This window comes from Rhodococcus sp. IEGM1339, assembly GCF_050321925.1.
Lineage (GTDB): Bacteria > Actinomycetota > Actinomycetes > Mycobacteriales > Mycobacteriaceae > Rhodococcus > Rhodococcus pyridinivorans.
The window spans coordinates 25,553-48,392 of sequence record NZ_JBNQFT010000030.1 but is presented as its reverse complement, the minus strand read 5'-3'; the positions used below and the strand labels follow the sequence as shown (position 1 = coordinate 48,392).

At 64.3% G+C, this 22,840-nt stretch carries 18 protein-coding genes, 1 pseudogene and 1 riboswitch; of the genes and pseudogenes, 5 read left to right on the top strand and 14 right to left on the bottom strand.

Features of this window, described 5'->3' with window-relative positions:
• Positions 1–365 precede the first annotated feature (365 nt).
• The 3 genes and pseudogenes from ACQR3U_RS21305 to ACQR3U_RS21295 form a co-directional block, all read right to left on the bottom strand.
• On the bottom strand, positions 366–713 hold the full coding sequence (locus ACQR3U_RS21305; RefSeq protein WP_230811435.1) for a hypothetical protein: 348 nt from the start codon (positions 711–713) through the stop codon (positions 366–368).
• Between the two features lie 799 nt (positions 714–1,512).
• Positions 1,513–2,497: pseudogene (locus ACQR3U_RS21300) on the bottom strand (substrate-binding protein); the annotation flags it as partial.
• 366 nt (positions 2,498–2,863) lie between these two features.
• Positions 2,864–3,193 carry an ArsR/SmtB family transcription factor gene (locus tag ACQR3U_RS21295; protein ID WP_230811436.1) on the bottom strand — a complete coding sequence of 110 codons (330 nt, stop codon included), beginning with the start codon at positions 3,191–3,193 and terminating at the stop codon, positions 2,864–2,866.
• A gap of 142 nt (positions 3,194–3,335) precedes the next feature.
• A riboswitch (TPP riboswitch) is annotated at positions 3,336–3,445 on the top strand.
• On the opposite strand from ACQR3U_RS21295, the gene thiC reads away from it, so the two are divergent.
• Complete coding sequence (gene thiC / locus ACQR3U_RS21290) at positions 3,444–5,228, top strand: phosphomethylpyrimidine synthase ThiC (protein WP_230811437.1); 1,785 nt, start codon at positions 3,444–3,446, stop codon at positions 5,226–5,228. It overlaps the preceding riboswitch by 2 nt.
• Before the next feature lie 87 nt (positions 5,229–5,315).
• Here thiC and ACQR3U_RS21285 read toward each other — a convergent pair whose 3' ends face one another.
• From ACQR3U_RS21285 to ACQR3U_RS21240, 10 genes are all read right to left on the bottom strand, one after another.
• Positions 5,316–6,737 carry a potassium channel family protein gene (locus ACQR3U_RS21285; protein WP_230811438.1) on the bottom strand — a complete coding sequence of 474 codons (1,422 nt, stop codon included), beginning with the start codon at positions 6,735–6,737 and terminating at the stop codon, positions 5,316–5,318.
• A 14-nt stretch (positions 6,738–6,751) separates the two neighbouring features.
• A complete protein-coding gene (locus ACQR3U_RS21280; protein WP_230811439.1) occupies positions 6,752–7,513 on the bottom strand; it encodes an SDR family oxidoreductase in 762 nt (253 codons plus the stop codon).
• A gap of 172 nt (positions 7,514–7,685) precedes the next feature.
• A complete protein-coding gene (locus ACQR3U_RS21275) occupies positions 7,686–8,996 on the bottom strand; it encodes an MFS transporter (protein ID WP_006552215.1) in 1,311 nt (436 codons plus the stop codon).
• Positions 8,997–9,126: 130 nt separating this feature from the next.
• Positions 9,127–9,765: a response regulator gene (locus tag ACQR3U_RS21270; protein ID WP_230811440.1), complete on the bottom strand. Its 639-nt coding sequence runs from the start codon at positions 9,763–9,765 to the stop codon at positions 9,127–9,129.
• Complete coding sequence (locus tag ACQR3U_RS21265) at positions 9,762–10,943, bottom strand: GAF domain-containing sensor histidine kinase (RefSeq protein WP_230811441.1); 1,182 nt, start codon at positions 10,941–10,943, stop codon at positions 9,762–9,764. The genes ACQR3U_RS21270 and ACQR3U_RS21265 overlap by 4 nt, the downstream gene beginning before the upstream one ends.
• A gap of 55 nt (positions 10,944–10,998) precedes the next feature.
• A complete protein-coding gene (locus ACQR3U_RS21260) occupies positions 10,999–12,123 on the bottom strand; it encodes a glucuronyl hydrolase (protein ID WP_230811442.1) in 1,125 nt (374 codons plus the stop codon).
• Positions 12,120–13,274, bottom strand: coding sequence for a zinc-binding dehydrogenase (locus ACQR3U_RS21255; protein WP_071936073.1), 1,155 nt, complete (start codon positions 13,272–13,274; stop codon positions 12,120–12,122). Before ACQR3U_RS21255 ends, ACQR3U_RS21260 begins: the two co-directional genes overlap by 4 nt.
• Positions 13,271–14,470 carry a CaiB/BaiF CoA transferase family protein gene (locus ACQR3U_RS21250; RefSeq protein ID WP_024102240.1) on the bottom strand — a complete coding sequence of 400 codons (1,200 nt, stop codon included), beginning with the start codon at positions 14,468–14,470 and terminating at the stop codon, positions 13,271–13,273. Before ACQR3U_RS21250 ends, ACQR3U_RS21255 begins: the two co-directional genes overlap by 4 nt.
• A 7-nt stretch (positions 14,471–14,477) precedes the next feature.
• Entirely contained in the window at positions 14,478–15,596 is a 1,119-nt protein-coding gene (locus tag ACQR3U_RS21245) for an acyl-CoA dehydrogenase family protein (RefSeq protein WP_006552209.1), read from the bottom strand.
• A 50-nt stretch (positions 15,597–15,646) separates the two neighbouring features.
• Positions 15,647–16,783, bottom strand: a complete 1,137-nt coding sequence (locus tag ACQR3U_RS21240) for a CaiB/BaiF CoA transferase family protein (RefSeq protein WP_071936074.1) — start codon at positions 16,781–16,783, stop codon at positions 15,647–15,649.
• A gap of 162 nt (positions 16,784–16,945) precedes the next feature.
• On the opposite strand from ACQR3U_RS21240, the gene ACQR3U_RS21235 reads away from it, so the two are divergent.
• The gene (locus tag ACQR3U_RS21235) at positions 16,946–18,421 is read left to right on the top strand and encodes an aldehyde dehydrogenase (NADP(+)) (RefSeq protein WP_039584295.1); all 1,476 of its coding nucleotides are present in this window, start codon (positions 16,946–16,948) and stop codon (positions 18,419–18,421) included.
• 331 nt (positions 18,422–18,752) lie between these two features.
• Here the strand turns inward: ACQR3U_RS21235 and ACQR3U_RS21230 are convergent, their stop codons facing one another.
• Positions 18,753–19,940 carry a LysR family transcriptional regulator gene (locus ACQR3U_RS21230; RefSeq protein WP_269456344.1) on the bottom strand — a complete coding sequence of 396 codons (1,188 nt, stop codon included), beginning with the start codon at positions 19,938–19,940 and terminating at the stop codon, positions 18,753–18,755.
• Between ACQR3U_RS21230 and ACQR3U_RS21225 the strand changes: the two genes are divergently transcribed.
• From ACQR3U_RS21225 to ACQR3U_RS21215, 3 genes are all read left to right on the top strand, one after another.
• The gene (locus ACQR3U_RS21225; RefSeq protein ID WP_006553284.1) at positions 19,939–20,346 is read left to right on the top strand and encodes a hypothetical protein; all 408 of its coding nucleotides are present in this window, start codon (positions 19,939–19,941) and stop codon (positions 20,344–20,346) included. The genes ACQR3U_RS21230 and ACQR3U_RS21225 overlap by 2 nt on opposite strands.
• Positions 20,347–20,380: 34 nt before the next feature.
• Entirely contained in the window at positions 20,381–21,250 is an 870-nt protein-coding gene (locus tag ACQR3U_RS21220) for an alpha/beta fold hydrolase (RefSeq protein ID WP_019288297.1), read from the top strand.
• A gap of 135 nt (positions 21,251–21,385) precedes the next feature.
• Positions 21,386–22,831, top strand: coding sequence for an NAD-dependent succinate-semialdehyde dehydrogenase (locus ACQR3U_RS21215; protein WP_230811443.1), 1,446 nt, complete (start codon positions 21,386–21,388; stop codon positions 22,829–22,831).
• Positions 22,832–22,840 lie beyond the last annotated feature (9 nt).

Genomic DNA, 22,840 nt, shown 5'->3' with positions numbered 1-22,840 from the left:
CGCCAGTTCCACACGCTGGGTATCGGTTGCAGGCATGGCCGCCGCAGTCATGACAGGCATACTACAATCTACCGTATTATTTCGCAGACAGACCACTAGGCGCCCCCGAGTGGACCGAGCGTGAGCAGGTGTCGCTGATCGTGCGCACGAGCCACTGCCCCGGCCGCATCGACCCAGTCGCGCAGCACCTGCGGCGAGTCTTCCGGGCACCGGCGTTGGTGCAGGTCGCAGTCGGGGGTGGTTCAGACACCGACCTCGGGTTCACCGAGGAGTTCCCACGCAGCGATCGAAAATGATCCGGCCCAGCGATCGACGGCGGCAGCAACCCACTCGCTGTAGCTCAGCGGCATGTCGGTAGGCTCCTGTCATCCGCCGAGATACCACTTGCGCGTTCTGTATTGCTCGTCCTCACACGCGCCGTCCTGGGCGGCGAGCACCGGGATGAGCAACTGTCCGTGCCGTTGCGTAGCTGTAAACACCGCATCGATCGGTTCGAAGTTCAGCTTGCCGTTGCGCTTGTCCACGGCCAGATTCTGAAAGGCGTTGAATCGGGTCACTGTCCCCGGTTGGCGAGACGAGAAGTAGGAGTCCAGATCCACCATCGCTCCGCAACCGGCGTTGACCGTCCAATCCGTAGCCAGTTGATAGGCGTTGAAGCCGGTCGGCCACCAGGGGTGACCGTCGAGGTGCAAAATAACGCCGGTGGTGGTCACCCGCAGCGGATGCGCATACGAGACCCACGGGGTGGAGGTCGGCGCACCTGTGTCCTCACCTGGCGATGCCGCGCCGGGTCCGGGGAGGGTGCACGCGCTCGTGAGGGGAACGGCCAGGAGCATCGCGTCATACAGACGAGTCTCGCTCGTATCGGACCGTCGCGCTATGGACAGTCCGACAGCTGCTCGCTAGCCTGAGTTCAATTGCTGCGCACCCACTCTGCCCCAGCTGCGCTGATGGCAAGAAGATCGAGCGCACTGTTGCCCGCTTCGCGACTGTAAGGCGCTCGACGACTCCTGCCGGAAGGGATTGGGAGCGGTCTGCACTCGGAGCGAGCTCATAGATGCTGACTGTGGCCGGAAGTGCCGCAGCGAGAAGTCACCAAGAAAGAAGAGGAGAATGAAGGCAGAGCCACCCCCGAGAGGGCAACAGATCTCGCAGAAAATCTCGACCTCCGCATCCGGTCCCGATCCCACAGAGGAGGATCTGGCAGCGGTAATCGTCGCCCTGACCGGCATCGACATCGCGTCGAATGACGATAACGCGAGGCCTGGTCGTAACCGGAAACAATCCTGGCGACACTGATGCGCCGACGACTCCGAGTTGCACTCGCTGGTCGCACATCCGCCCGGCCGGGAACGAGGATGTAGACGGAGTGGCCACATCGATATGACCGAGATCGATGCCCTCGTCTTCTGTACCAGCACGCGTGGTCTCGGCCTATCCGATGGCGGGATACAGTTCCGTGCCAGCCGCTTTCGTCACATGCAGCTGCTGCCCGAGTCGGTCCTCGCTCAAAGTGACAGTACCCCGCGGTAGCTGGAACTCCCCGTGACGCATTGCCGCGGCGATCCGCTCGCTATCCTCCGCTTTCCGGGCAGCCTGCCACCATATGTGAACTGCCTCGAACACAGACTCGCTCAACGTCGACAGTGGCGGTGCCCAAGGACCGAACTGTGCCTGGTACCTCCTCAGAAACGAGGCGTTGCCTTCCGTTTGTAATCCTTGGAGATACCCCGAGACGGAGTGCAGACCACGGGCTGCTTCGTCGCTGATGTACGTCAGCATGGACTCTTCCAATGCCGGTGCCAGTGTTATGCACCGATCCCGCAACCCCATTGCATAACACTGACGTTCGAACTCAACAGCATCAGATCGGACGAGGGACGATGTCGGCTCCCGATTTCTGAATCGATTCGACGATCTGAGCGAAATCTCGAGTCCTCATCGACGCGAACTCTTCACCGACGATTCGGGCGCCGTACCGGGGCAACAGTTGGCGAGCCAAGCCATGTGTCGTTCGCGGCCAACAATAATCGTTGCCGGCCAGAAACGATCGTCGCACCCCCTCCATCTACGTGAGTGGTTTCGTGGCTGTTGCCAACTGATCGCCCGGCCGCTCCCCGAGTTGGAGACGGAGACGACCGCTGCCTCCTTCGTTCATGACCGGCTGCACCAGCAGCACGGGTGCATCGCCGAGCGACTCGGCAACTGCGGTATAGGTAGCCGATGTGGTGGCGATCAGGATGGTCCGGCAGCCTGCCTGGACGAGTCGCCGCGCTTCCATGATGCCGGTCTCCGGGTCTGTGGCGTCATCGCCCACGATCAACTCGACCCGTCGGCCATGAATGCCACCCTCGGCATTGATTTCCTCGAGCGCCCCCATGGCAGCGTTGTCGATTGAGGTAGCGAAGGGGCTGCAGGGTCCAGATTTCGACGTCAACAAGCCCAGACGGGGATGAGGCGAGGCGTTTCGAGCGGTAGGGAACCCTCGACGCCGCATCAACCATTCCAATCCGGGCTGGTCGAGTTCGGCGATGAGCCGAACTCTCGTGCCTCCATCGGCGGCTCCGAAACGAAGTTTGATACGCCCCGGCCAAGGCTGGTCGTGCACGATATCGAGGTACACATGCGGACGCGCAGCAGCGATACGGCCGAGAATCTCGACCGGCTCTGCGCCGGAACCGCTGAGGTGGACCGCCATACGCACGGCAGCGCCGGGTTCGACCCGACCGCATACCCCGCCGAACAGCCATCCCGCCTCTTCGCCTGCTCCGAAAAGGCTGTAGGCCACCGAGGGTGGGGATGCGGTCCACTCTTCCGCGTGCAATACGAGCTGGGTCACCGTGTTTCCTGGAAGCTATGCACGTCACAGAGATGTATCGGTGGCAGCGGTGCGATCGGCAGCCTCGACGGCATCTACCAGGGCTCCTCGAAACATTTCCTGCAACATCGCGATGACATCCCGGGCGGGACCGGCCGGGTCGATCGAGTAGAAACGGAAGCGTCCGGCCTTGCGTTCGGTGACCAATCCCGCGTGCCGCAGGATCCGGAGGTGGTTCGAAACGCCGGTGCGTCCCACGCTGTCGATCTGGTCGACCAGTTCATTGACACTGCACTCATCGCGCTCTGCCAGCACAGTGAGAATGGCTCGCCGCACAGGGTCAGCGAGGGCATCGAAGGCCAGCTGTGCGGACAAGATCCCGATCTCCTCGAGTCAACAGTCGATGACGTATAGAAGAGTACCTCCTCGTAGCTCGTACAGGACGGGCCGACTTCGCACCGCTCCGACGACCGGACCAGCTACATCTGCAGCGAGACGAGTCGGGTGTTAGGGTCTGTGACGTCCCCACGGGAGCCCTATTGCAGGGGCTGAGATCGGGCTGAGGCAGCCTGCGACCGTCGAACCTGCCCGGGTAATGCCGGCGAAGGAAGTAGGAACGATTCCGATGAGTGCATCCAATTCGCATGCCCTGAGCTATGTCCACGACGAGGAACACGACCTGCGTGTACCTGTCACAGAGATCCGCTTGAACGACTCTCCCGGCGGGGTGCCGAACCCGCCGCTGCAGGTCTACCGCACTGCAGGTCCCGATAGCGATCCGCTGGTCGGGCTCCCGCCGACGCGCGCCGACTGGATTGCTGCTCGCGGCGACGTCGAGCACTACCCGGGGCGAGAACGGGATCTGCTCGACGATGGCCGCTCGGCTGTGCGGCGTGGAGAGGCGTCCCAGGAGTGGAAGGGGCCCCGACCTGTCCCGGTGCGAGCGAAGACAGGCCGGACGGTCACGCAGATGCACTATGCCCGAGCGGGGATCATCACCCAGGAAATGCGATTCGTGGCGCTGCGGGAGAACTGCGACGTGGAACTGGTGCGCTCGGAGGTGGCGGCGGGTCGGGCGATCATCCCCGCCAACGTCAACCACCCCGAGTCCGAGCCGATGATTATCGGCAAGTCCTTCCTGGTGAAGATCAATGCCAACATCGGCAACTCAGCGGTGACCAGCTCCATCGTCGACGAAGTCGACAAGATGCGCTGGGCCACCCGTTGGGGCGCGGACACTGTGATGGACCTGTCCACCGGCGAAGATATCCACACCACCCGAGAATGGATCATTCGCAACTCCCCGGTGCCGATCGGCACGGTGCCGATCTACCAGGCTCTGGAGAAGGTCGCCGGCCAGGCCGATGCGCTGACGTGGGAGATCCTCCGCGACACCGTGATCGAGCAGTGTGAGCAGGGTGTGGACTACATGACCATCCACGCCGGAGTGCTGCTGCGCTACGTACCGCTCACGGCCGAGCGACTCACCGGCATCGTCTCCCGAGGTGGGTCGATCATGGCCGGTTGGTGCCTCGCCCATCACGAGGAGAATTTTCTCTACACCCACTTCGACGAACTGTGCGAGATCTTCGCCCGCTACGACGTGGCATTTTCCCTCGGGGACGGGCTGCGACCGGGGTCGATCGCCGACGCCAACGACGCCGCGCAGTACGCCGAACTGGACACCCTTGCCGAACTGACCACCCGTGCCTGGGCTCACGACGTTCAGGTGATGGTCGAAGGCCCTGGCCACATCCCGATCCATCGGGTGCGGGAAAATGTGGAGCGTCAGCAGAAGCTATGTCATGGAGCGCCTTTCTACACCCTGGGGCCGCTGGTGACCGACATCGCTCCGGGCTACGACCACATCACCTCCGCGATCGGGGCCACCGAGATCGCCCGCCATGGCACCGCGATGCTGTGTTATGTCACCCCGAAGGAGCATCTGGGACTGCCGAATCGGGACGACGTGAAGACCGGGGTCATCACGTACAAGATCGCCGCTCATGCCGCCGACATCGCCAAGGGCCATCCCGGTGCCGTCGAGCGTGACGACGCGTTGTCGAAGGCGCGTTTCGAGTTTCGGTGGCGGGATCAGTTCGCTCTGTCGCTGGATCCGGATACGGCCGAGCAGTTCCATGACGAGACGCTTCCGGCCGAACCGGCCAAGACGGCGCACTTCTGCTCGATGTGTGGGCCGAAGTTCTGCTCGATGCGTATCTCCCAAGACATCCGGACCAGGTTCGGTGACGCCGCCGACCAGGCCGCCGTCGCCGGGATGCAACATATGTCCGACCAGTTCAGGGCCGCCGGCAGCACGGTGTACTTGAACGCGCCCACTGTTCCGGCCTTCGACGATGTGGCGGGGCACGAGTCGATTGGAGCCGAAACGGGCGGTGTGCCCACGTAAGGAGTCGGGTGAGTTCTCCATGTCGCTGGCGGTCACAGTGCGACGGAGGAAACTCGCCAGCGCTGCATGACTGGACAATCGTCGACGCTATTGTCTGTGGGCTCCGGATTCGTGCCATGTTGATGTGCGCTGCCTCGAAGGCGCTCGTCGGAGTCGTACCTCGAACGAGGGGTAGTGAGCATCTGTCCCGGTGACATGGGGGCAATGGTGTCGTGCGGCGAGGACGAACTGTTCGAAGGACCCGTCGAGTTCGAGGTGGATCGTGTCGTTTGCGACTACCACACGGTGGGCGTCGAGACCGAGCAGTCGGGCGATGACGAAGGTTGCGCTCAAGGTTGCGACGTTTCTGGTGATCCCGAGTGGGAGGAGGGATCCGGTGTCGGTGAGGGCTTCGTGTTCGCCGGCTCTGAGGACGAGTCTGGCGTCGGGGTGCACTCCGTGGGCTGCCACGGACACGGCGATGTTGTCACGGTCGTCGGAGCCCACGGCGGCAAGGCATCGGGCCCGGTCGAGGCGGGCGCGTTCGAGGAGGGTTCTGTCGGTACCGTGCCCGACGATGGTGGGAATGTTCAGTGCTCGGGCCAGGCGCAGATTGCGGGCTCGATCGTCGCGTTCGATGGCGACGACGGGGATGCCGAGTTTGCGGAGTTCGAGGCACAACCGGAGACCGATCTGTCCCAATCCGACGACGATGACGTGGTTGCGGCGGGGGAGAACCCGTTGACCGATCAAGCCGATGAGGCTGGTTCCGAGCAGACGTTCGATTATCCCGGCGGTGAACATGGCGGTGAACACGATCGCCGCCAACATCGCCAGAGCCGCGAACACGTCATAGGTGTGGTCGCCGTGTGAGGCCGGTGCGGGACCGACGGTGGCGACGACCTGGACTGCTTCTTTGAGGGACTCGACCCAGTGGTGGCCTTTGCCGACGGTGAGCCATATCCAATCGATCAGGAGGATGGCGAGCAGTCCGATAAGGCCGGTGAGCAGCATGCGGGTGCCGGCGTCGTGGGATCGTAGTGTGCCTACGGAGTGGATGAATCGGCGGCGAATTCTGCTGGTGCGGCTGTGGGGTAGCGGCTGCCAGGTCGGTTGGTCACCGTGGGCGGATTGCCGGAGGACGCGTGTGGTGCCATCGGGCGCGGTGTGCGCGGCGTCGATCGTGGCAGCGATGCACGGGCCGGCCAGGGACGGTGTCGCGAGGTCTGCGGGGGAGGTTACCTGACAGTGGGGAATCAATCGGGTGAGCTGGTTGGCGATGGTGCGATCGAAGACGGTCACGACCATCGGTGTGTGGGGACTGATGTGGGCGATGGCGAGGGCATAACGGACGGCGACCGCGTCGTCGTGGGTGACGACGGCGACCCCGGCAGGGTCGTGCTGGGTGATCTGCAGAAGTTCCGGGTCGTCGGGTGCATCGAGGTGGACAACATCGAAGTGGCGTTGGGTGAGCGACGCGCACACGAGCCGGGCAACATTCGACGCGCCGATGACAACGAATGGGGACATCGGGCCGACGCCGATCACCGCACCGGTGCAGGGAACGAGGTGTAGGCAGTGAAGATGCCACCGGAGCCGATATCGGATGTTGGGTCGATCAGCTCCGGCAGCACCGCTTCGAGGCGTATCGGGGCAGCAGCGGTGACACTTGTCTCCGGAGTCGGGGTGGGTACCAGACGAATATTGTTGATCCGCAAGAAGTTACTGCCCAGTTCACGTCCGGCGGCGAGAGCGAAGGATTCGATTGCGCCGTCCATGGAGTCTCGCGCCGGTCCTCGATCGGTGTCGGTGATTCTGCGGAGCGTGTCCAGGCCGGTGACGGTGACGATCGATCCGATGCCGCCGGTGCGGTGGAGGGATACGGCAGCACGTCTGGTCGTGTGGAACAACAACGCCATGTGGTCGTAGGTGAACCGGCCCCAGTCGGCGGGGCGGATCTTGCTCAGCGAGTGGCATGCGGTTTCCGGGCCGGGTAGCCATGCGGTGTGCACGAGCGCGTCGATGCCGCCATATCGTCGCTCGAGGTGGGTGAACATGTTGTCGACGTCGGATTCGAGGGTCAGATCGGCCGCGACTGGATGAGCGATCCCGTCGTCATCGGCGACTCGGCCGGCGAGGTGCTCGGCAGCATCGAGGGTGAAGCTGTGCGTGAACACGTGGTGTCCAGCTGCTGCCAACGTTCGGGCCACGTGGGCACCTTCGTTCTGCTCGACGCCGGTGACCAGGACACGCAGTGAGGTGGTGGGTAGAGCCAACGGGTGCAGCGACGGTTCGGCGATGCTCATCTGGACTCGTTTCGAGGGTGCCGGGGGCGCGGGGGAGGAGTTCCGCGCCCCCGGGAATCGGGGTGGGGTGGATGTCTGTCGAGGTCCACGGCCGTGGGATCATGCGCGGACGAATCAGCGGCCTTCCGAAGGGGGCGGGCGTCGGCGACCGGGGACCGGTGCGTGAGCGTGCTCAGTGAGAGGTCGGTGACAGTTGTTCCTGTCCGGAGGTTTCGTCGTTGTCGGACAGGTCCTGTCGGTAAGTCTCGCGCATGGCGATCACGCAGACGACGGAGACGGCGCACATTGCGACCATGAACAGCGCCACGGCGACGTACGAGCCGGTGCGATCGAGCAGGTAGGTGGCGACGATCGGTGCGGGAGCGCTCGAGGCGAGGGTGCCGATCGTGTAGCCGAAGGAGATTCCGGTGTAGCGGATGCGGGTGTCGAAGGCTTCGGCGAAGAAGGCTGCGAGGGGACCGTAGGAGGTGGCGAAGGCGAGGCAGAACACCACGAACCCGATCATCGCCAGCGCGAAGGATCCGGAGTTGACCAGCCAGAACCAGGGGAAGGTGAACAGCAGCATGGCGAGAACCCCGGCGAGGAAGACCGGCTTTCGGCCGTAGGCGTCCGACAGCTTGCCGAACAATGGTAGTGCGACGAACGTGACCGCCATGGCGACGAGGACGAGTGTCAGCATCTGGTTTCGGGTGTAGCCGACCTGCGTGACGCCGTAGCTGAGGCCGAATACCGTAGTGCCGTAGAAGGTGACGCCGATGGCGAAGTAGGCACCACAGGTCAGGAGGACCTGCTTGGGGTAGTGGCGAAGGACCACCCCGATGGGCAGCTTCTCCAACTGTGCGTTCTTCTTGACGCGGTCGAAGTTCGGGCTTTCGCCGACATGCAGTCGGACGAACAGGCCGATCGCGACGAATGCGCCGCCGATCAAGAAGGGAATGCGCCATCCCCAGGATTCGAACGCTTCGGGAGACAGTCCGGCCATCAACAGGAAGACCGTGTTACCGAGCATCAGTCCTGCCGGCACGCCCATCTGCACCCAGCTGCCGTAGTAGCCGCGTTTGTCGGCGGGAGCGTGTTCGACGGCCATGAGGATCGCCCCGCCGATCTCACCACCGAGTGCGAGACCCTGCACGAAACGCAAGGTGACGAGGATGATCGGTGCGGCGACGCCGATGGTCTCGTAGCTCGGGAGCAGCCCGACTCCGAGAGTGGTCAAGCCCATGATGGTCAAGGTGATCACGAGCATGGACTTGCGTCCGATCCGGTCACCGAAGTGACCGAACACCACTCCGCCGAGCGGGCGCGCCACGAAGGCGGCGGAGAACGTGGCAAAGGCGAGCAGAGTGCCGATCAGAGAGTCGAACTCGGGGAAGAAGATCTTGTTGAAGACGAGTCCGGCTGCGGTGCCGTAGATGAAGAAGTCGTACCATTCGACTGTTGTGCCGACACCGCTGGCAAATCCTACTTTCGATGTTTGGGACATTTTTGGCATGTGGGGCCTCCGTTGCCGCGAGCGCGAGATGATTTCTGCGGCTCGAATATATGGGTGACCCAGAACACACAACATCTCCATATGGAGAGGTGGAGTGCGCTCCGGGGAAAGCGAATTCGGTTCAGAGCAAGCGAAGTTCGTGAGCGCGTGCAATGGCTTCGACGCGATTGCGCGCGTTCAGTTTCTGCATGGCGCTCTGCAGATAGGTCTTCACGGTGTTGCGGGTGAGAGACAGTTCCTGAGCGATTTCGGGATTGCTGTGACCCATGGCCGCAAAACGCAGCACTTCGTACTCGCGCCGGGTCAGGCCGGCCCGGTACAGCGCCTCGGAGGTCACGACTTTTCGTGGTCCCGTCAACCTCGGGTCGACCACCCGGATTCCGCTGGACACACGGTGAATGGCTGTGGCGAAGTCCTGTCCGCTGATGTCCTTGACGAGGCAGCCGTCGGCGCCTGCTTCCATCAGCAGATCGATGGCACCGTGATCGGCGAACGCGGTGAACAGCAGTATCCGCGCGTGCGGCGCGGCTCGACGAAGACGCGTAATCAGTTCCGGTGCAGGGATATCGGGGAGCCGAAGATCGAGGAGGATGACGTCGACGGGCAGGGTGCAGGCCAATTCGACCGCGGCAGAGCCGGTCAGTGCACCTCCTACGACTTCGAGGTCGGTGTCCTCGCGGGCGAGTAGTTCCACGCCGCCACGCACGATCGGATGATCGTCGACGACGAGGATGCGGATGGTCTTCGGTGGCGCGGTCATGTGCTCGGTCCCTCCAGAGCGTCTACCCAGCCGCGCACGGTGGTGCCGCTTTCGTCGTCGCTGACCACCGACATGCCGCCCCCGAGCCGCTCGAGGCGCCCTGCAGCCAATCCGAGCCCCAGCTGGCTTCCTCGCATCGGATCGTCGGTGCCGTCGACGCCGCGGCCGTCGTCGCTGATGACGACCGTCACCTTGCCCGACCGTGCCGACAAGCTGACCACCACAGTGGACGCGTCGGCGTGTTTCTCCACGTTGACCAGCGCTTCGCGAACAAGGCGTTGGAGTGCCTCGACGCGGCTGACATCGAGGTCGGGGGATTCGGCCAGTGGCACGAAACGGGCCGGGATACCGGTCCGGAGCGTGAATGCCTGGCAGTCCTCCTCGATGCCGACCGGAAGATTCCGTTCGGGGGGCCGCGCGGTGAGGTCGGTCAGCGATCTGCGGATGGAAGCATTGACGGCGTGTACCTGTTCGGTGATCTCCTGCAGGCGATCGTGGATCGCCTGCGCGTCAGCGAGGGCGCGCAGGCTCTGCAGTTCGGCACCGATCCGGAAAAGGACCGGGCTCACGGAATCGTGTAGGGCTTCGGCGAGTCGTTTCCGTTCGGCTTCGAGGGCGAGTTCTGTCTGGGTGGCGGCCCTTTGGGCGCTGAGGAGAGTGACGGCGGCCGTTTCGGCGATTGACTGGACCTCTGCGATGACTCGATCACCGAAGGACGAATATTCGCGGGTGCCGACGTACATGGCGCCGAGTACATGACCTTCATAAGCCATGGGCACGGCAAGCATTCCTCGCAGTGACTCCTGTTCGACGAGCGCGTCGAAGTCGTGGGTGATTCCGGGATCGGACAGATAGTCCCGTACCCAGACGGGTTGTTGGAGCATGATGCTCTTGCCGCCGAGCCCGATCCCTTCCGGCACCACCAGTCGGTGCAGAGCGTTGCTCTTCGTGCCCTGCCAACTGCGGTGAACCATCACCCCATCGACCTCGACGCGCCCGATGAGCGACATGTCGAAGTCGCCGATCTCCCGGATCCGCTGGCCTGCTGTGGTCATCGCCGACGCTTCGTCGGTCAGAACCAGCAGCTCGGCGCGCGAAAGTGCGAGATTGTCGAGGATCGACGGTTTGAGGTCCGAGTGGGTGAACTCGTGAGCTGCAGTAGGTGTATTTTCCGACACCGGCTTTCCTCGATCTTCTTTCCGGGGTCTCGGGTGACCCGTCATGGTGGTTCGGTCACAACTTCAGCGTATCGGACCGGTTGTTCAGGTTGATCAGGCACTCGAGCAAGAAGTAGTCGCCCCAGATCAGTTCGTTTCGGGTCGCGAAGTCGCGGCGTTTGTCGAAGCAACCGTCCATCAGGATCCCGGCCGGTCTGCTGTCGTGTGGTCCGGTGGGGGTGAGGTGATCGAGGAGTGCCTCGACGTGGGCGACGGCCCGGTCCCGGAAGTCGGTCCGCTCAGGGACGAGCCGATCGAGCTTGAGCAGCGCGGCAGCGGCGATGGCCGTGGCGGAGGTGTCGATCGGTACGTCCGGACCGGTGCCGGCGTCGAAGTCCCAGGACACGACGCCGCCGCTCGGTGTGCGGTCGAGCCACCATTCGGCCAGTCGGACGGCGGTCGGCAGTAAGGACGGCGATGCCCACTGCGCAGCCTGGGCGTATGCCACCATCGCCCACGCCTGTGCTCGGCCCCAGGTACTGTCGGCGTTCATGCCCTTGTGGGTGTAGCGATCCAGCAGCGCACCATTGGATGTGTCGAATCGTGCCGACTGGCAGACCGAGCCATCGGTGCGGATGCACAGTTCGATGTGCCGCTGCGCGTGGCGGATCGCGGCGTCGAGGAAGCGTGGGTCGCCGGTATGTGCCGAGGCCCACGACAGCAGTGCGACGGTGCCCGGGACGGCGTCGATGTTCGCGGCGCCTTCTCCGACCGCCTCTGCTTCTTCTGCTTCTGCTCCGAGTGGGATGATGCCGGCGCGATCGTTGAAGCTGGTGAGCAGGCCGTGGGCACCTGCCAGAGCGGTCTGCGCCGCGTCGTCGCTTCCGGTGACGAGGTGGTTGACTGCGGCCCCGTACCAGAAGAGGAAGCCGCGGAATGCGGTGTCGGAATTCTGCCGGGGCAGGATCTGCGCGGTGATGTCGTCGGCGAGGTGCGCCAGGCGCTTGTCACCCGAGGCGGCGAAGCCGAGTGCGGCCAGGCCACCCCAGAATCCTCCGGTCCAGTTTCCGTCGGCGGTGGTGGTCCATTCGCCGGATTCGATGTCGCCGTAGTGCGGGAAGGTGCCGTCGGTCTGCTTGGCGGTCGAGTCGATCCGCTCGAGCATCGCCTCGATCGCCGCGGTGTACCGGGAGTTGGTCACGACCGGCCTCCGGTGGTGAGGACCGACTTGAGCGTGCGCCCGTCCCGCATATCGGCCATGGCATCGTCCGCCTCGGTGAGCGGGTATTCGGTGACCATCGACGCGAGATCGAAGTGGGCGGTCAGCCGGGGGAGGGATTCGACGTATTCGAGGTGGTTCTGCGGAGAGAACGCCCAGCTTCCCAGCACCTGCAGCTGCTTTTTGGTGATGTAGTGGGGGTTGATCGGAGTGGTGCCGTGGTCGGTGTACTGCCCGACGACGAGGTACTTGCCGCCGCGGCGGGCGAGGTCGATGCCTTCGGCTACTGCGGTCGGGACGCCGGTGGCCTCGATGACGACGTCGGCGCCGCGCCCGTCCGGTGTGTGCGCGAGGATCCGTTCCAGACGGGCCTCTTGATCGGTCTCGGTGAAGATGTCGATGTGGATGTCGCCGATGCCGGCGGCCTGCGCGACCTCGAGACGGTTGGCCGGCCCGCCGACGATGATCACTTTCGCTGCGCCGGCGAGTGTGGCGTACATGGCGCAGGCCAGGCCGACCGGTCCGCTGCCCTGGACCACGACGACATCACCTGTCTGCGGCTTGGCGATATCGTTCACGGCGTGCACGGCCGTCGGGCCGGCGCAGCCGAGTGCGATCACCTGCTGCGGGGTCACCGAGGACGGGATGCGGATGATCGTCGAGCCGGGCTGGAGGTAGATCTGTTCGGACCACCCACCCGACAGATGGGGCCAGTCGGCCGACGACTGGTTGATGCCGTACACCTTGCGGGTCTCGCACAGCGACGGTTCGTGCTGGTCCTGGCAGTAGTAGCAGTGCCCGCACGGGATGTTGGACGCCCATGAGATCGCGTCCCCGACGTGCAGTTGCTCGCCCCGGGCATCGGTGGTGACTCCCTCGCCGAGGGCGTGTACGCGACCGACCGCCTCGTGTCCGAGGATGAGCGGTACCGGAATGGGCAGGCGACCTTGCTGCAGGTGGATGTCGGTTCCACAGATTCCCGCGTGCGTGACGTCGACGACGACCGCGCCGGCATCGGGGGTCACGCGCGGAAACGTCGTCGCGGTCATGGTCTGTCCGAAGCCTTCGAGCACCATCGCGGTGGCGGTGCCGGTGGTCGGGCTCGTCGGGTCCGTCTGCATCGCATTACTCATCGGATCACTCCCTTATTGCGCAAGGTCTGGACATCGGACTCGGAGATACCGAGCTCATGGAGGATTTCGTCGGCATGTTCACTGACCGCCGGCACCCCACGGTGCACCTGGGCGGGGGTGCGGGACAACGTGACAGGGTTGCCCATCAACCGGGTGGTGCGCACACCCTCGATCTCGACGTCGACGAGCGTGCCGTTGTGCCGCGTCTGGGGATGATCGAGCGCTTCTTGCAGGGTGAGCAGCGGTGCGCACAGCAGATCGACCCCGTCGAACAACTCTGCCGCCTCGGCGGTGCTCAACTGTGCGACCAGCGGACGCAGAACCGCGTTGGCGGCCTCTTTGTTCTCTGCCTGGAGCTGTGGTGTGGCGAACGTCGGCTGGACGGACAGATCGTCGATGTCGAGAGCTTTGCATGCCAGACCCAGAGCGTTCTCGCGGAACAGGCCGAGTACCAAGAGCAGACCGTCGGTCGTTTCGAAGATGCCGCTGTACCAGTCGCTGACCCAGTTGGTCTCACGCTGGTACGCCAGCAGTGTGGAGCTTTCGAGAGTCTGCAGGGCCAGTGCTGTATCGAAGAGGTTGACGCTGACCTTCTGGCCGCGGCCGGAGCGCTCGCGTTCGAACAGTGCTGCCAAGATTCCCTGGGCGAGGGCCATACCCGAGGCGTAGTCCACGGTCGGTACCGGATGTACGTATGCCGAGATCGACGGGTCGCCGCACGCGCGTGCCATTCCGCTCAGTGCCTGCGCGAGCATGTCCTGGCCTGCTTTGTGGGCGTATGGCCCGGTCTCGCCGAATCCGGTCGCAGTGCCGTAGACGAGCCGAGGATAGCGCTCGTGCAGATCGTCGTAGGTCAAGCCCAGTCGTTCGACTGCCGCGGTCCGGTAGCTGTGGATGAGAACATCCGCCTCCGCGAGGAGCTGATGGAGAATGTCTTGCCCCTCAGAGGTTTTCAGGTTCAGTGCGATGCTGCGCTTGTTGCGGTTGACCGCGGCGAAGTAGGCACTGGGGCGACCTTCGTCGAGTGACTCGCGATCGAGGCCTCGCAGCATGTCTCCGTTGACACCGCGCTCGACCTTGATCACTTCGGCGCCGAGGTCGCCGAGAACCTGCGCGGCCACGGGCGCCTGCATGATCTCGCCGAGGTCGAGGACCCGGATGCCGCTCAGCGCTTGTTGTTGCTGGGGGTGGTGCACGGTGCGCCTACTTTCCGTATACCGACTTGGCGATGATGAGTCGCTGGATCTGGTTGGTGCCCTCGTAGATCTGGGTGATCTTGGCGTCGCGCATCATCCGCTCGACCGGATAATCACGGACATAGCCGTATCCGCCGTGCAGTTGGAGCGCATCGGTGGTCACCGACATGGCGGTGTCGCTGCACAGCAGCTTCGCCATGGCCGCCTTCGTCCGTCCCGCCGGTTCCCCGTCGTCGATGAGACGGGCTGCGTCGTACAGCAGCGTGCGGGCCGACTCGATCTTGACGGCCATATCGGCGACCATGCCGCGCAGAAGCTGGAAGCGGGAGATGGACTGGCCGAACTGCTCGCGGTCGGTCGTGTACGACACTGCGGCATCGAATGCGCCCTGTGCGATGCCGAGAGCCTGCGCGGCGATGAGTGCCCGGCTGACGTTCAGTTCCTCGGAGATGTACGCGAACCCCTGGTAGGGGTCGTTGACGACCCGGACGGCGGGCAGTCGGCACTCGTCGAAGTTCACGTCGGTCGTGGGGCTGCCGCGCATACCCATCTTCTTTTCGGGAGCGCCGAAACTGACGCCGGCGTCGTCCTTGTGCACCATGAAGATGCCGAGTGACTTCTCGCCGGTCTTCGCCAGCACGGCGTACCAGTCGGCCCACGGCGCATTGCTGATGAACCGCTTCTGACCGTTGAGGATCCAGTCGGACCCATCCTGGGTTGCGGTCGTTGCGATCGCCGACAGGTCCGAGCCCACGCGCGGCTCGGTCATGCACCATGCGGCGCCCGCGGCGCCCGATGCGACGTTCGGTACCACCAGTTGCTTGAGTTCGTCGGAGCCTTGACGGAGCACGGTGGAGGTGCCGGCCCAGTTGACCAGCATGACCAGTGCCGTGCTTGCACAGGACGCTGCGACTTCTTCTACAGCGATGACCTGGGCGAGCAGGTCGGCTCCACTGCCGCCGAGGCTCTCGGGGTAGGCGAGTCCGGGCAGGTCGTTGCTGCGCAGGGCTGCCCAGGATTCCGAGGGGAATCGTTCCTTGTCGTCCACATCGGCGGCGTGCGGTGCGATCTTGGTCTGCGCGAGTTTGCGGACGCTCTCGCGGAATTCGCGATACTCGATACTCATGAATTACTCCTGGTCTGTGTGGGGAAGGTGATGATTCGGAAGTTCGACGGTCACAGTGGGGGCCAGCTCAGACCCGTCACGGACGAGGGGATACCGGCTGCGGCCGCCCGGTGGGCGAGGTCTTCGGCGACGCCGGCACGGCGCAGCACTTCCTCGGTCTTGACGTGGGTGTCGGTGGCGCGCCGTGTCGGGCCGTCGGAGAACACCGGGACCACGGGGACCGAATCCAGTGCGAAGTCCGGGTCCCGGGCGACGATCTGATCGAAGGTGGCCAGTTCGTGCGGTTCGAGTACCGGTGTCACGCAGGCATCGACATCGGCGAACACTGTGGTCCACTCCGCCATCGTCTTCGTCTCGAATGCTGTGGTCAGTGACTTTTCGATGTGGTCCCAGGTGGACTCGTCGAAATGGTTCGGAACGGCGCCGAGGTCGAGGGTGGTCCACAACCGTTCGAAGAAGGCGGTCTCGAGTGCCCCGACTGCGACGTAGCGATCGTCGGAGCAGCGGTAGCACCGATAGAACGGCATCGATCCGGTCAGTACGCCGTGTCCACGTCCGGGCAGCGTCGGCGTCTGCCAATCGACGAAGTTCATTCCCATCATCGACAGCACGCCGTCGACCATGGCGGCATCGATGTACCGGCCTTTGCCTGTACGCGTGCGGTCGTAGAGGGCGGACATGATGCCGAATGCCGACAGCAATCCGCCGCCTGCGAAGTCGGCGACCAGGTTCAGCGGCAGTGTCGGCGGGTGATCCGAGGGGCCGAAGGTCCCGAGGGCACCGGCGATGGCCAGGTAGTTGATGTCGTGCCCGGCGCGCTGCGCCATGGGCCCGTTCTGGCCGTAGCCCGTCACACTGCAGTAGACGAGTCCGGGATTGAGGGCCGACAGTTCCGCGTAGCCGGCGCCCAGCTTGTCTGCCACTCCGGGGCGGAATCCTTCCATGAAGACGTCGGCTTCCGAAACGAGGGTGTGCAGGGCGTCGAGGCCGTCGGCGGTCTTGAGATCGAGCGAGATGAACTCCTTGCCTCGCGACAGCGCGGGCACCGGAAGCCCGGAACGACCACCACCGATTGCGATCACTTCTGCGCCGAGGTCCGCGAGCAGCATGCTCGCGTACGGTCCGGGCGCCAGACGTGTCATATCCAGTACCCGAACCCCCGCGAGTGGTCCTGTCGTTGCGGTCATCGTCGTCCTCCAAAGTCATCCGGTATCTCGTGTGATGCCCATCCTGGAGGCGGTGACTGCACTCACACCATCTCCATGTGGAGATGTCGCATCACATCGGTTCTCCCGCACACTGAGATCCACACACTTAGCACGGGACGCTCCGAATTCGACAGGACAGCAATGGAAACCACTGCGACAGACACTCTTCTCGACACCTCCGCGCAGGATTACGAGCGGATTCTCGACGCCGCCGAGGCCGCCGCGGCGCCTCTTGCTCGTACGGACCTGCACGAGCGAGCGCACCTTCTGCGGTCGGTGGCCGATGCGCTCGACGCCACAGCGTCGGAACTGGTACCGCTGGCGGCCGCCGACAGTTCACTGCCCGAGCCGCGCCTGCGCGGCGAAGTCACGCGGACGACGACGCAGCTGCGGATGTTCGCCGAGGTCGTCGAGGAGGGCTCCTGGCTGGAAGCGATCATCGACACGGCCGATCCGGATGCGCACCCTGCTCCGCGTCCCGACCTGCGCCGGATGCTCGTGCCCACCGGACCTGTCGCAGTGTTCGGTGCGAGCAACTTTCCGTTCGCATTCGGACTCGGCGGCGGAGACACTGCTTCGGCATTGGCTGCCGGCTGCCCCGTCGTGGCCAAAGCCCACCCTGCTCAGCCGCGATTGACCGCCGCTTATGCGCGGGCGATCGACGAGGGACTGCGGGCGTGCGGCGCCCCGGACGGCACCTTCGGGGTTGTGCAGGGCGCCGAGATCGGACGTCAGCTCGTCCAGGATCGGCGTATCACCGCCGTCGGGTTCACCGGCTCGACATCGGGTGGCCGTGCGCTGGCCGACCTGGCAGCCGGTCGCCCGGATCCCATCCCGTTCTACGGTGAGCTCGGCAGCACCAATCCGGTGTTCGTGACACCTGCGGCCGCCGAGGACCGGTCGGGCAAGATCGCCGGCGAGTTCCTCGAATCGTTGCTGCTCGGCGCGGGGCAGTTCTGCACCAAGCCGGGGCTGCTGTTCGTTCCCGAGCAGAGTTCGATCGAGTGGCTCGTTCGAACCGCGGTCGCCGATGATTCGTTCCGTCTGCTGCACGCAGGGATCCGGCAGTCGTTTCTCGAGGTGTCCCAGCAGATCCTCGACCATCCCGAGGTCCGGCCGGTGGCAGTGCCCGAGCAGAGTGGTCTGGACGAACTGTCGGTGCGGCCGGTCATCGGCGTGACCGACGCTCGGGCACTGCGTCGAAACCCTCAGGACCTGCTCGAAGAATGCTTCGGTCCGTTCGGGCTGATCGTGACCTACACATCGATCGAGGAGCTGTACGCGGCGATGGCTGTCCTGCCGGGCACGTTGACAGCGACCGTCCACGGAACCGATGACGATCCCGATGCTGCGGGACTGCTCGGTGCGCTTGCGCGCCGTGCGGGGCGCGTCATCTGGAATGGATGGCCCACCGGTGTGGCCGTGGGTTGGGCTCAGCACCACGGTGGTCCCTACCCGGCCACCAACTCGGTACACACCTCCGTCGGAGCGACCGCGATTCGGCGGTTCCTGCGTCCGGTCGCCTACCAGTCGGTGCCCGAAGCGAACCTGCCGTCCGCTCTCGTCGATGCGAACCCGTGGGGTATCCCCCGCCGGGTGAACGGCCGGCTGTCATAGGGCCATCGCTGCTCGCGATGTCGCCTCGGTTCGGACTGGGTGCGCAGAGGACTGCGTCTGTTGCGTGGCTCCGGACCGGGTTTGTATGTGGCGTTGTGTCACACGACCTTCCGGAGCAGCGCGGGTAGTCACGCCCAGGTGTGCTGCACAACCAACGACACGGCGGTCTCCGGAGGGAGGCCGCCGTGTCGTTGGTTGTCTGCAACAGGTCCACGTCGGCTCGGGAAAGACTGTGACCGTTCGTGACGTCGAGCGGTACTCGCACGCTGAGCAATGGGTTCGGTAAGAAGGCACCAGTGATCGGAATGCTGATTCGAGGGGCCAGGAGAAGTCAGCCTGTCGTGCGGTGGGCACCTTCGGTGATCGAGTTGTGAGGCCGGGTGGACCATGCTCCGGGCACGGTGTGGAGCGAGGCCACAGCGCGTGCTGTGTCGATGAGATCCTGTACGGGTTTGGACGCGACATCCGTGCGCCAGGCGATGGACAGCGCCGTGGGAGGGATGTCGGTCACCGGCACGAATGCCAGGCTCGGTCTGCTGTAGAAGCGTTGCGTCGATGCTTGTGAGAATGCCACGCCGCGCTCGGCGAGGATCGCTTCGAAGCATTCGTCGACGGTGGCGACGTCTGCGCCGACCCGCACCGGTTCGCCTTGGCGCGATTCTGTGGCCAGCCAGTAGTTTCGCCAGTTCTCGGGGGCTTTGCGTGCGACGAAGAACTCGTTGGTGACCTGTTCGACGCTCACCTCGGGCAACTGGGCGAGCGGATGATTCGCGGACACGACCATCACCCGGGGTTCGACGAACAGGGCTTCCATGCCCAGCCAGTCCTGTATCAACAGCGGGGGCCGGACGAAGGCGACATCGGAGGATCCGTCGGCCAACCCGACATACGGGTCGGAGAAATCGTAGGAATGCATCTGCACCTGGATGCCCGGATGCAGCGACTGGAACGTACTGAGAATGTGCGGTGTGAGCTCGGCAGCTGCGTTGCCTTGGAAGCCGATGACCAACTTGCGGGTACTGACGCCGTAGGCGGCTTCGCGGGTGAGGTTGACGGCTCGTTCGGCGTTCGCCAGCAACCGGCGGCTTTCGTCGAGCAGGATCTGGCCGGCAGGGGTCAGTTCGACATGCCTGCTGCTGCGCAGCAGCAGCACCGCGCCGAGGTTCTGCTCGAGCTTGCGGATCTGCACGCTCAATGAGGGCTGAGCGATGTGCAGACGGGCGGCTGCGCGCCCGAAGTGCAACTCTTCCGCAACTGCCACAAAATAGGACAGAAGTCGCAGGTCGAGCTGGGGTTGCATGTTTCCGAAGATAGCCAACACCACCCCGGGAGACCAGTAGTCATTGCCTATCGATCCGGGCCGGATAGGTATTGGACGCACCCGGCGGACACGAGGTGTGATGGCTGTCATGGTCGGCACGGCATCCGGGAGGCCAGCACTTTCCGGATCCGGGTCGGCATACCGGAGCGAGTGCTCGCACTCGGCCTCGCTGTCTCCCTCATCGAAGGAATCCCACATGACCGTCACTACGCGTGCCCTCGACACGGCCGACTGGGCGGCCTCGTTCACCGAGGCGAACAACACCGACCCCGAGATCCAGGCACACGGCAAGTACTTCACCTGCTCGTACCTGCTCGACATGACCGACCACACGTTCGTCATCCAGATGAGCCGCGGCAACGTGGTGGACATCGCGATCGACCCCGGTCCGCTGGATGTGCCGTACCAGTTCGCGCTGCGTGCCAGCGCCGAGACCTGGCGCAACTTCGGCGTCCCGGTGCCCGCCCCGATGTACCACGGCATCTGGGCCGCGAGCTTCCAGCGCGACATGAAGCTCGAAGGCGACATCCTGGTGTTGATGCAGAACCTGCGGTGCATCACCCGCCAGATCGAACTCCTGCGCACCGTCGGCGTCCCGGTCTGATCCTCCCACCCCCTTTGAGCCGTAAGGAACACTGATGAGCAAGATTTCCCCGGTCACCGGCCACTACGTCGACGTCGACGTCGACGGACTGCTGTACAAGGTCTTCTACCTCGAGAACGGCACCGGCCAGCCGCTGGTGTGCCAGCACACCGCCGGCTGCCACAACCACCAGTGGCGCGGTCTGCTCGAAGACGAGGAGATCACCGCCAACTACCGTGTCATCGCCTACGACCTGCCGCGGCACGGCAAGTCCGATCCGCCGGAGAACACCGAATGGTGGACCGAGGAGTACCAGCTTTCCGCGGACCACTTCGCCAATTTCATCGTGGCGTTGTGCGACGCGCTCGAACTCGAGAACCCGATCTTCATGGGATCCTCGTTCGGTGGGAACATCGCCCTGCAGCTTGCGCTTCGGCACCCTGACCGCTTCGCCGGCGTCATCCCTGTCGAGGGTGCGGACTATTCGCCGGGCTTCTACCTCGACTGGTGGCAGCACCCCCACGCCAACGCGGCACAGGTCTGCGCGAGCGGCGTGTGGGACCTGATGGCACCTCAGTCGCCGGAGGCGGATCGCTGGAAGACCTGGTTCTACTACAGCCAGGGTTCCGAGTCCTTCCGCGGTGACCTGCACTTCTACTCGGTCGATCACGACCTGCGCGGAAAGCTCGCGGACATCGACGGTGACCGGTGCCCGGTTGTGATGCTGACCGGTGACTACGACTACCTCACCACCCCCGAGGACAGCGCCCGGACCGCGGCGCAGATCCCGAACGCCGAGTTCATCGAGATGAAGGAGATCGGCCACTTCCCGATGAGCGAAAACCACACTGTCTTCCGTGGATATCTCATCCGGGCACTCGAAACCCTCCAGGACAAGGCGCGCAAGTCCATCACCACCAGCTAGTACCCGCTCGCCCGCTCGGGTGTGGCCACCGAACGCGCGTGGCTACACCCGAGCGACCTGCATCGGCCTCGGCTCCCGGTTCGGGTGCCGACTGGTCGGGCGTGGCGATGAACCTTCACACACTCGGCAGGAGCTATGACCCACACTCTCCCCGCGGGCGTCCCCACCCAACTCTGGGTCGGTGGAGAACTCGTCGATTCGTCTACCGGCACCACTTTCCCCGTAGAGGACCCCGCGACCGGTGCCGTGATTGCGCATGTCGCCGATGCCGCGCCCGAGGATGGACGCCGAGCTCTCGAACACGCCACTGCTGTGCAGGGGGACTGGGCGCGGACTCCCTCGCGTCGACGTTCCGAAATACTGCGCACCGCATTCGAACTCATCCACCAGCGGGCAGACGACCTCGCGCGCACCATCACTCTCGAGATGGGTAAACCGCTCCACGAGGCGTATGCGGAGATCGAATACGGCGCATCATTCCTGCACTGGTTTGCCGAGGAAGCGAACCGAATCAGCGGGCGAGTCTCGCCGTCCCCCTCGGGAACCGGCACCATCGTCGTCACCAGAGAACCGGTCGGGCCGGTACTGGCCATCACCCCCTGGAACTTTCCGTTGGCCATGGCCACGCGCAAGATCGGTCCAGCATTGGCGGCCGGATGTTCGATCATCGTCAAACCAGCGGCCGAAACGCCTTTGACGATGCTGCTCGTCGGTCAGATTTTCGCCGATGCGGGTCTGCCCGAGGGTGTGCTGTCGATTCTGCCGACCTCCGATGCTGCAGCGCTGACCGCACCACTGATCAGCAGCGCTGATCTGCGCAAGATCACGTTCACCGGATCCACCGGTGTCGGCAAGATGCTGGTTCGTCAATCAGCGGATCGGCTCCTGCGGATGTCGATGGAACTCGGAGGCAATGCCCCCTTCCTCGTGTTCGATGACGCTGATGTCGATGCAGCGGTCGACGGCGCGATGGCTGCAAAATTCCGCAACGGCGGCCAAGCATGTACAGCAGCCAACCGATTCCACGTCGCACGTAGCGTCGCAGAAGAGTTCAGCGAGAAGTTCACGGCACGCATCGGTGCCTTGCGCACCGGACACGGTCTCGACGCAGGAACCGATATCGGACCGCTGATCACCGCGAAGCAGTGCGCCACCGTCGGTGCTCTGGTCGAAGACGCCGTCGCGAAGGGTGCGCGTATCCGCATCGGCGGTGGCCGTCCTGACGGGCCGGGAACGTTCTATTCCCCCACCGTTCTCGACGGCGTGAGTCCCGACGCGCGTCTGCTGCGTGAGGAGATTTTCGGCCCGGTAGCCGCGATCACCACCTTCGATACGGAGGACGAAGCGATCGCGGCGGCGAACAACACCGAATACGGCCTCGCTGCGTACTTCTACACCCAGAATCTCGACCGAGCGTCCCGAGTCGCCAACGCACTCGAGACCGGCATGGTCGGAATCAACCGAGGCATCATCGCCGACGCGGCCGCGCCCTTCGGAGGGGTGAAGGAGTCCGGCTTCGGCCGCGAAGGATCGGTCGAAGGTATCGACGAGTATCTCGCCACCAAGTACATCGCACACTGATCACCAGTG

What these genes read in the sequence shown, in the direction of transcription:
- ACQR3U_RS21255 (WP_071936073.1), bottom strand. Translation starts at nt 13,274, where the DNA reads ATGAGTAATGCGATGCAGACGGACCCGACGAGCCCGACCACCGGCACC.
- ACQR3U_RS21215 (WP_230811443.1), top strand. Translation starts at nt 21,386, where the DNA reads ATGACCCACACTCTCCCCGCGGGCGTCCCCACCCAACTCTGGGTCGGT.
- ACQR3U_RS21245 (WP_006552209.1), bottom strand. Translation starts at nt 15,596, where the DNA reads ATGAGTATCGAGTATCGCGAATTCCGCGAGAGCGTCCGCAAACTCGCG.
- ACQR3U_RS21230 (WP_269456344.1), bottom strand. Translation starts at nt 19,940, where the DNA reads ATGTGGGATTCCTTCGATGAGGGAGACAGCGAGGCCGAGTGCGAGCAC.
- ACQR3U_RS21220 (WP_019288297.1), top strand. Translation starts at nt 20,381, where the DNA reads ATGAGCAAGATTTCCCCGGTCACCGGCCACTACGTCGACGTCGACGTC.
- ACQR3U_RS21235 (WP_039584295.1), top strand. Translation starts at nt 16,946, where the DNA reads ATGGAAACCACTGCGACAGACACTCTTCTCGACACCTCCGCGCAGGAT.
- ACQR3U_RS21280 (WP_230811439.1), bottom strand. Translation starts at nt 7,513, where the DNA reads ATGAGCATCGCCGAACCGTCGCTGCACCCGTTGGCTCTACCCACCACC.
- ACQR3U_RS21275 (WP_006552215.1), bottom strand. Translation starts at nt 8,996, where the DNA reads ATGTCCCAAACATCGAAAGTAGGATTTGCCAGCGGTGTCGGCACAACA.
- ACQR3U_RS21240 (WP_071936074.1), bottom strand. Translation starts at nt 16,783, where the DNA reads ATGACCGCAACGACAGGACCACTCGCGGGGGTTCGGGTACTGGATATG.
- thiC (WP_230811437.1), top strand. Translation starts at nt 3,444, where the DNA reads ATGAGTGCATCCAATTCGCATGCCCTGAGCTATGTCCACGACGAGGAA.
- ACQR3U_RS21225 (WP_006553284.1), top strand. Translation starts at nt 19,939, where the DNA reads ATGACCGTCACTACGCGTGCCCTCGACACGGCCGACTGGGCGGCCTCG.
- ACQR3U_RS21285 (WP_230811438.1), bottom strand. Translation starts at nt 6,737, where the DNA reads ATGTCCCCATTCGTTGTCATCGGCGCGTCGAATGTTGCCCGGCTCGTG.
- ACQR3U_RS21270 (WP_230811440.1), bottom strand. Translation starts at nt 9,765, where the DNA reads ATGACCGCGCCACCGAAGACCATCCGCATCCTCGTCGTCGACGATCAT.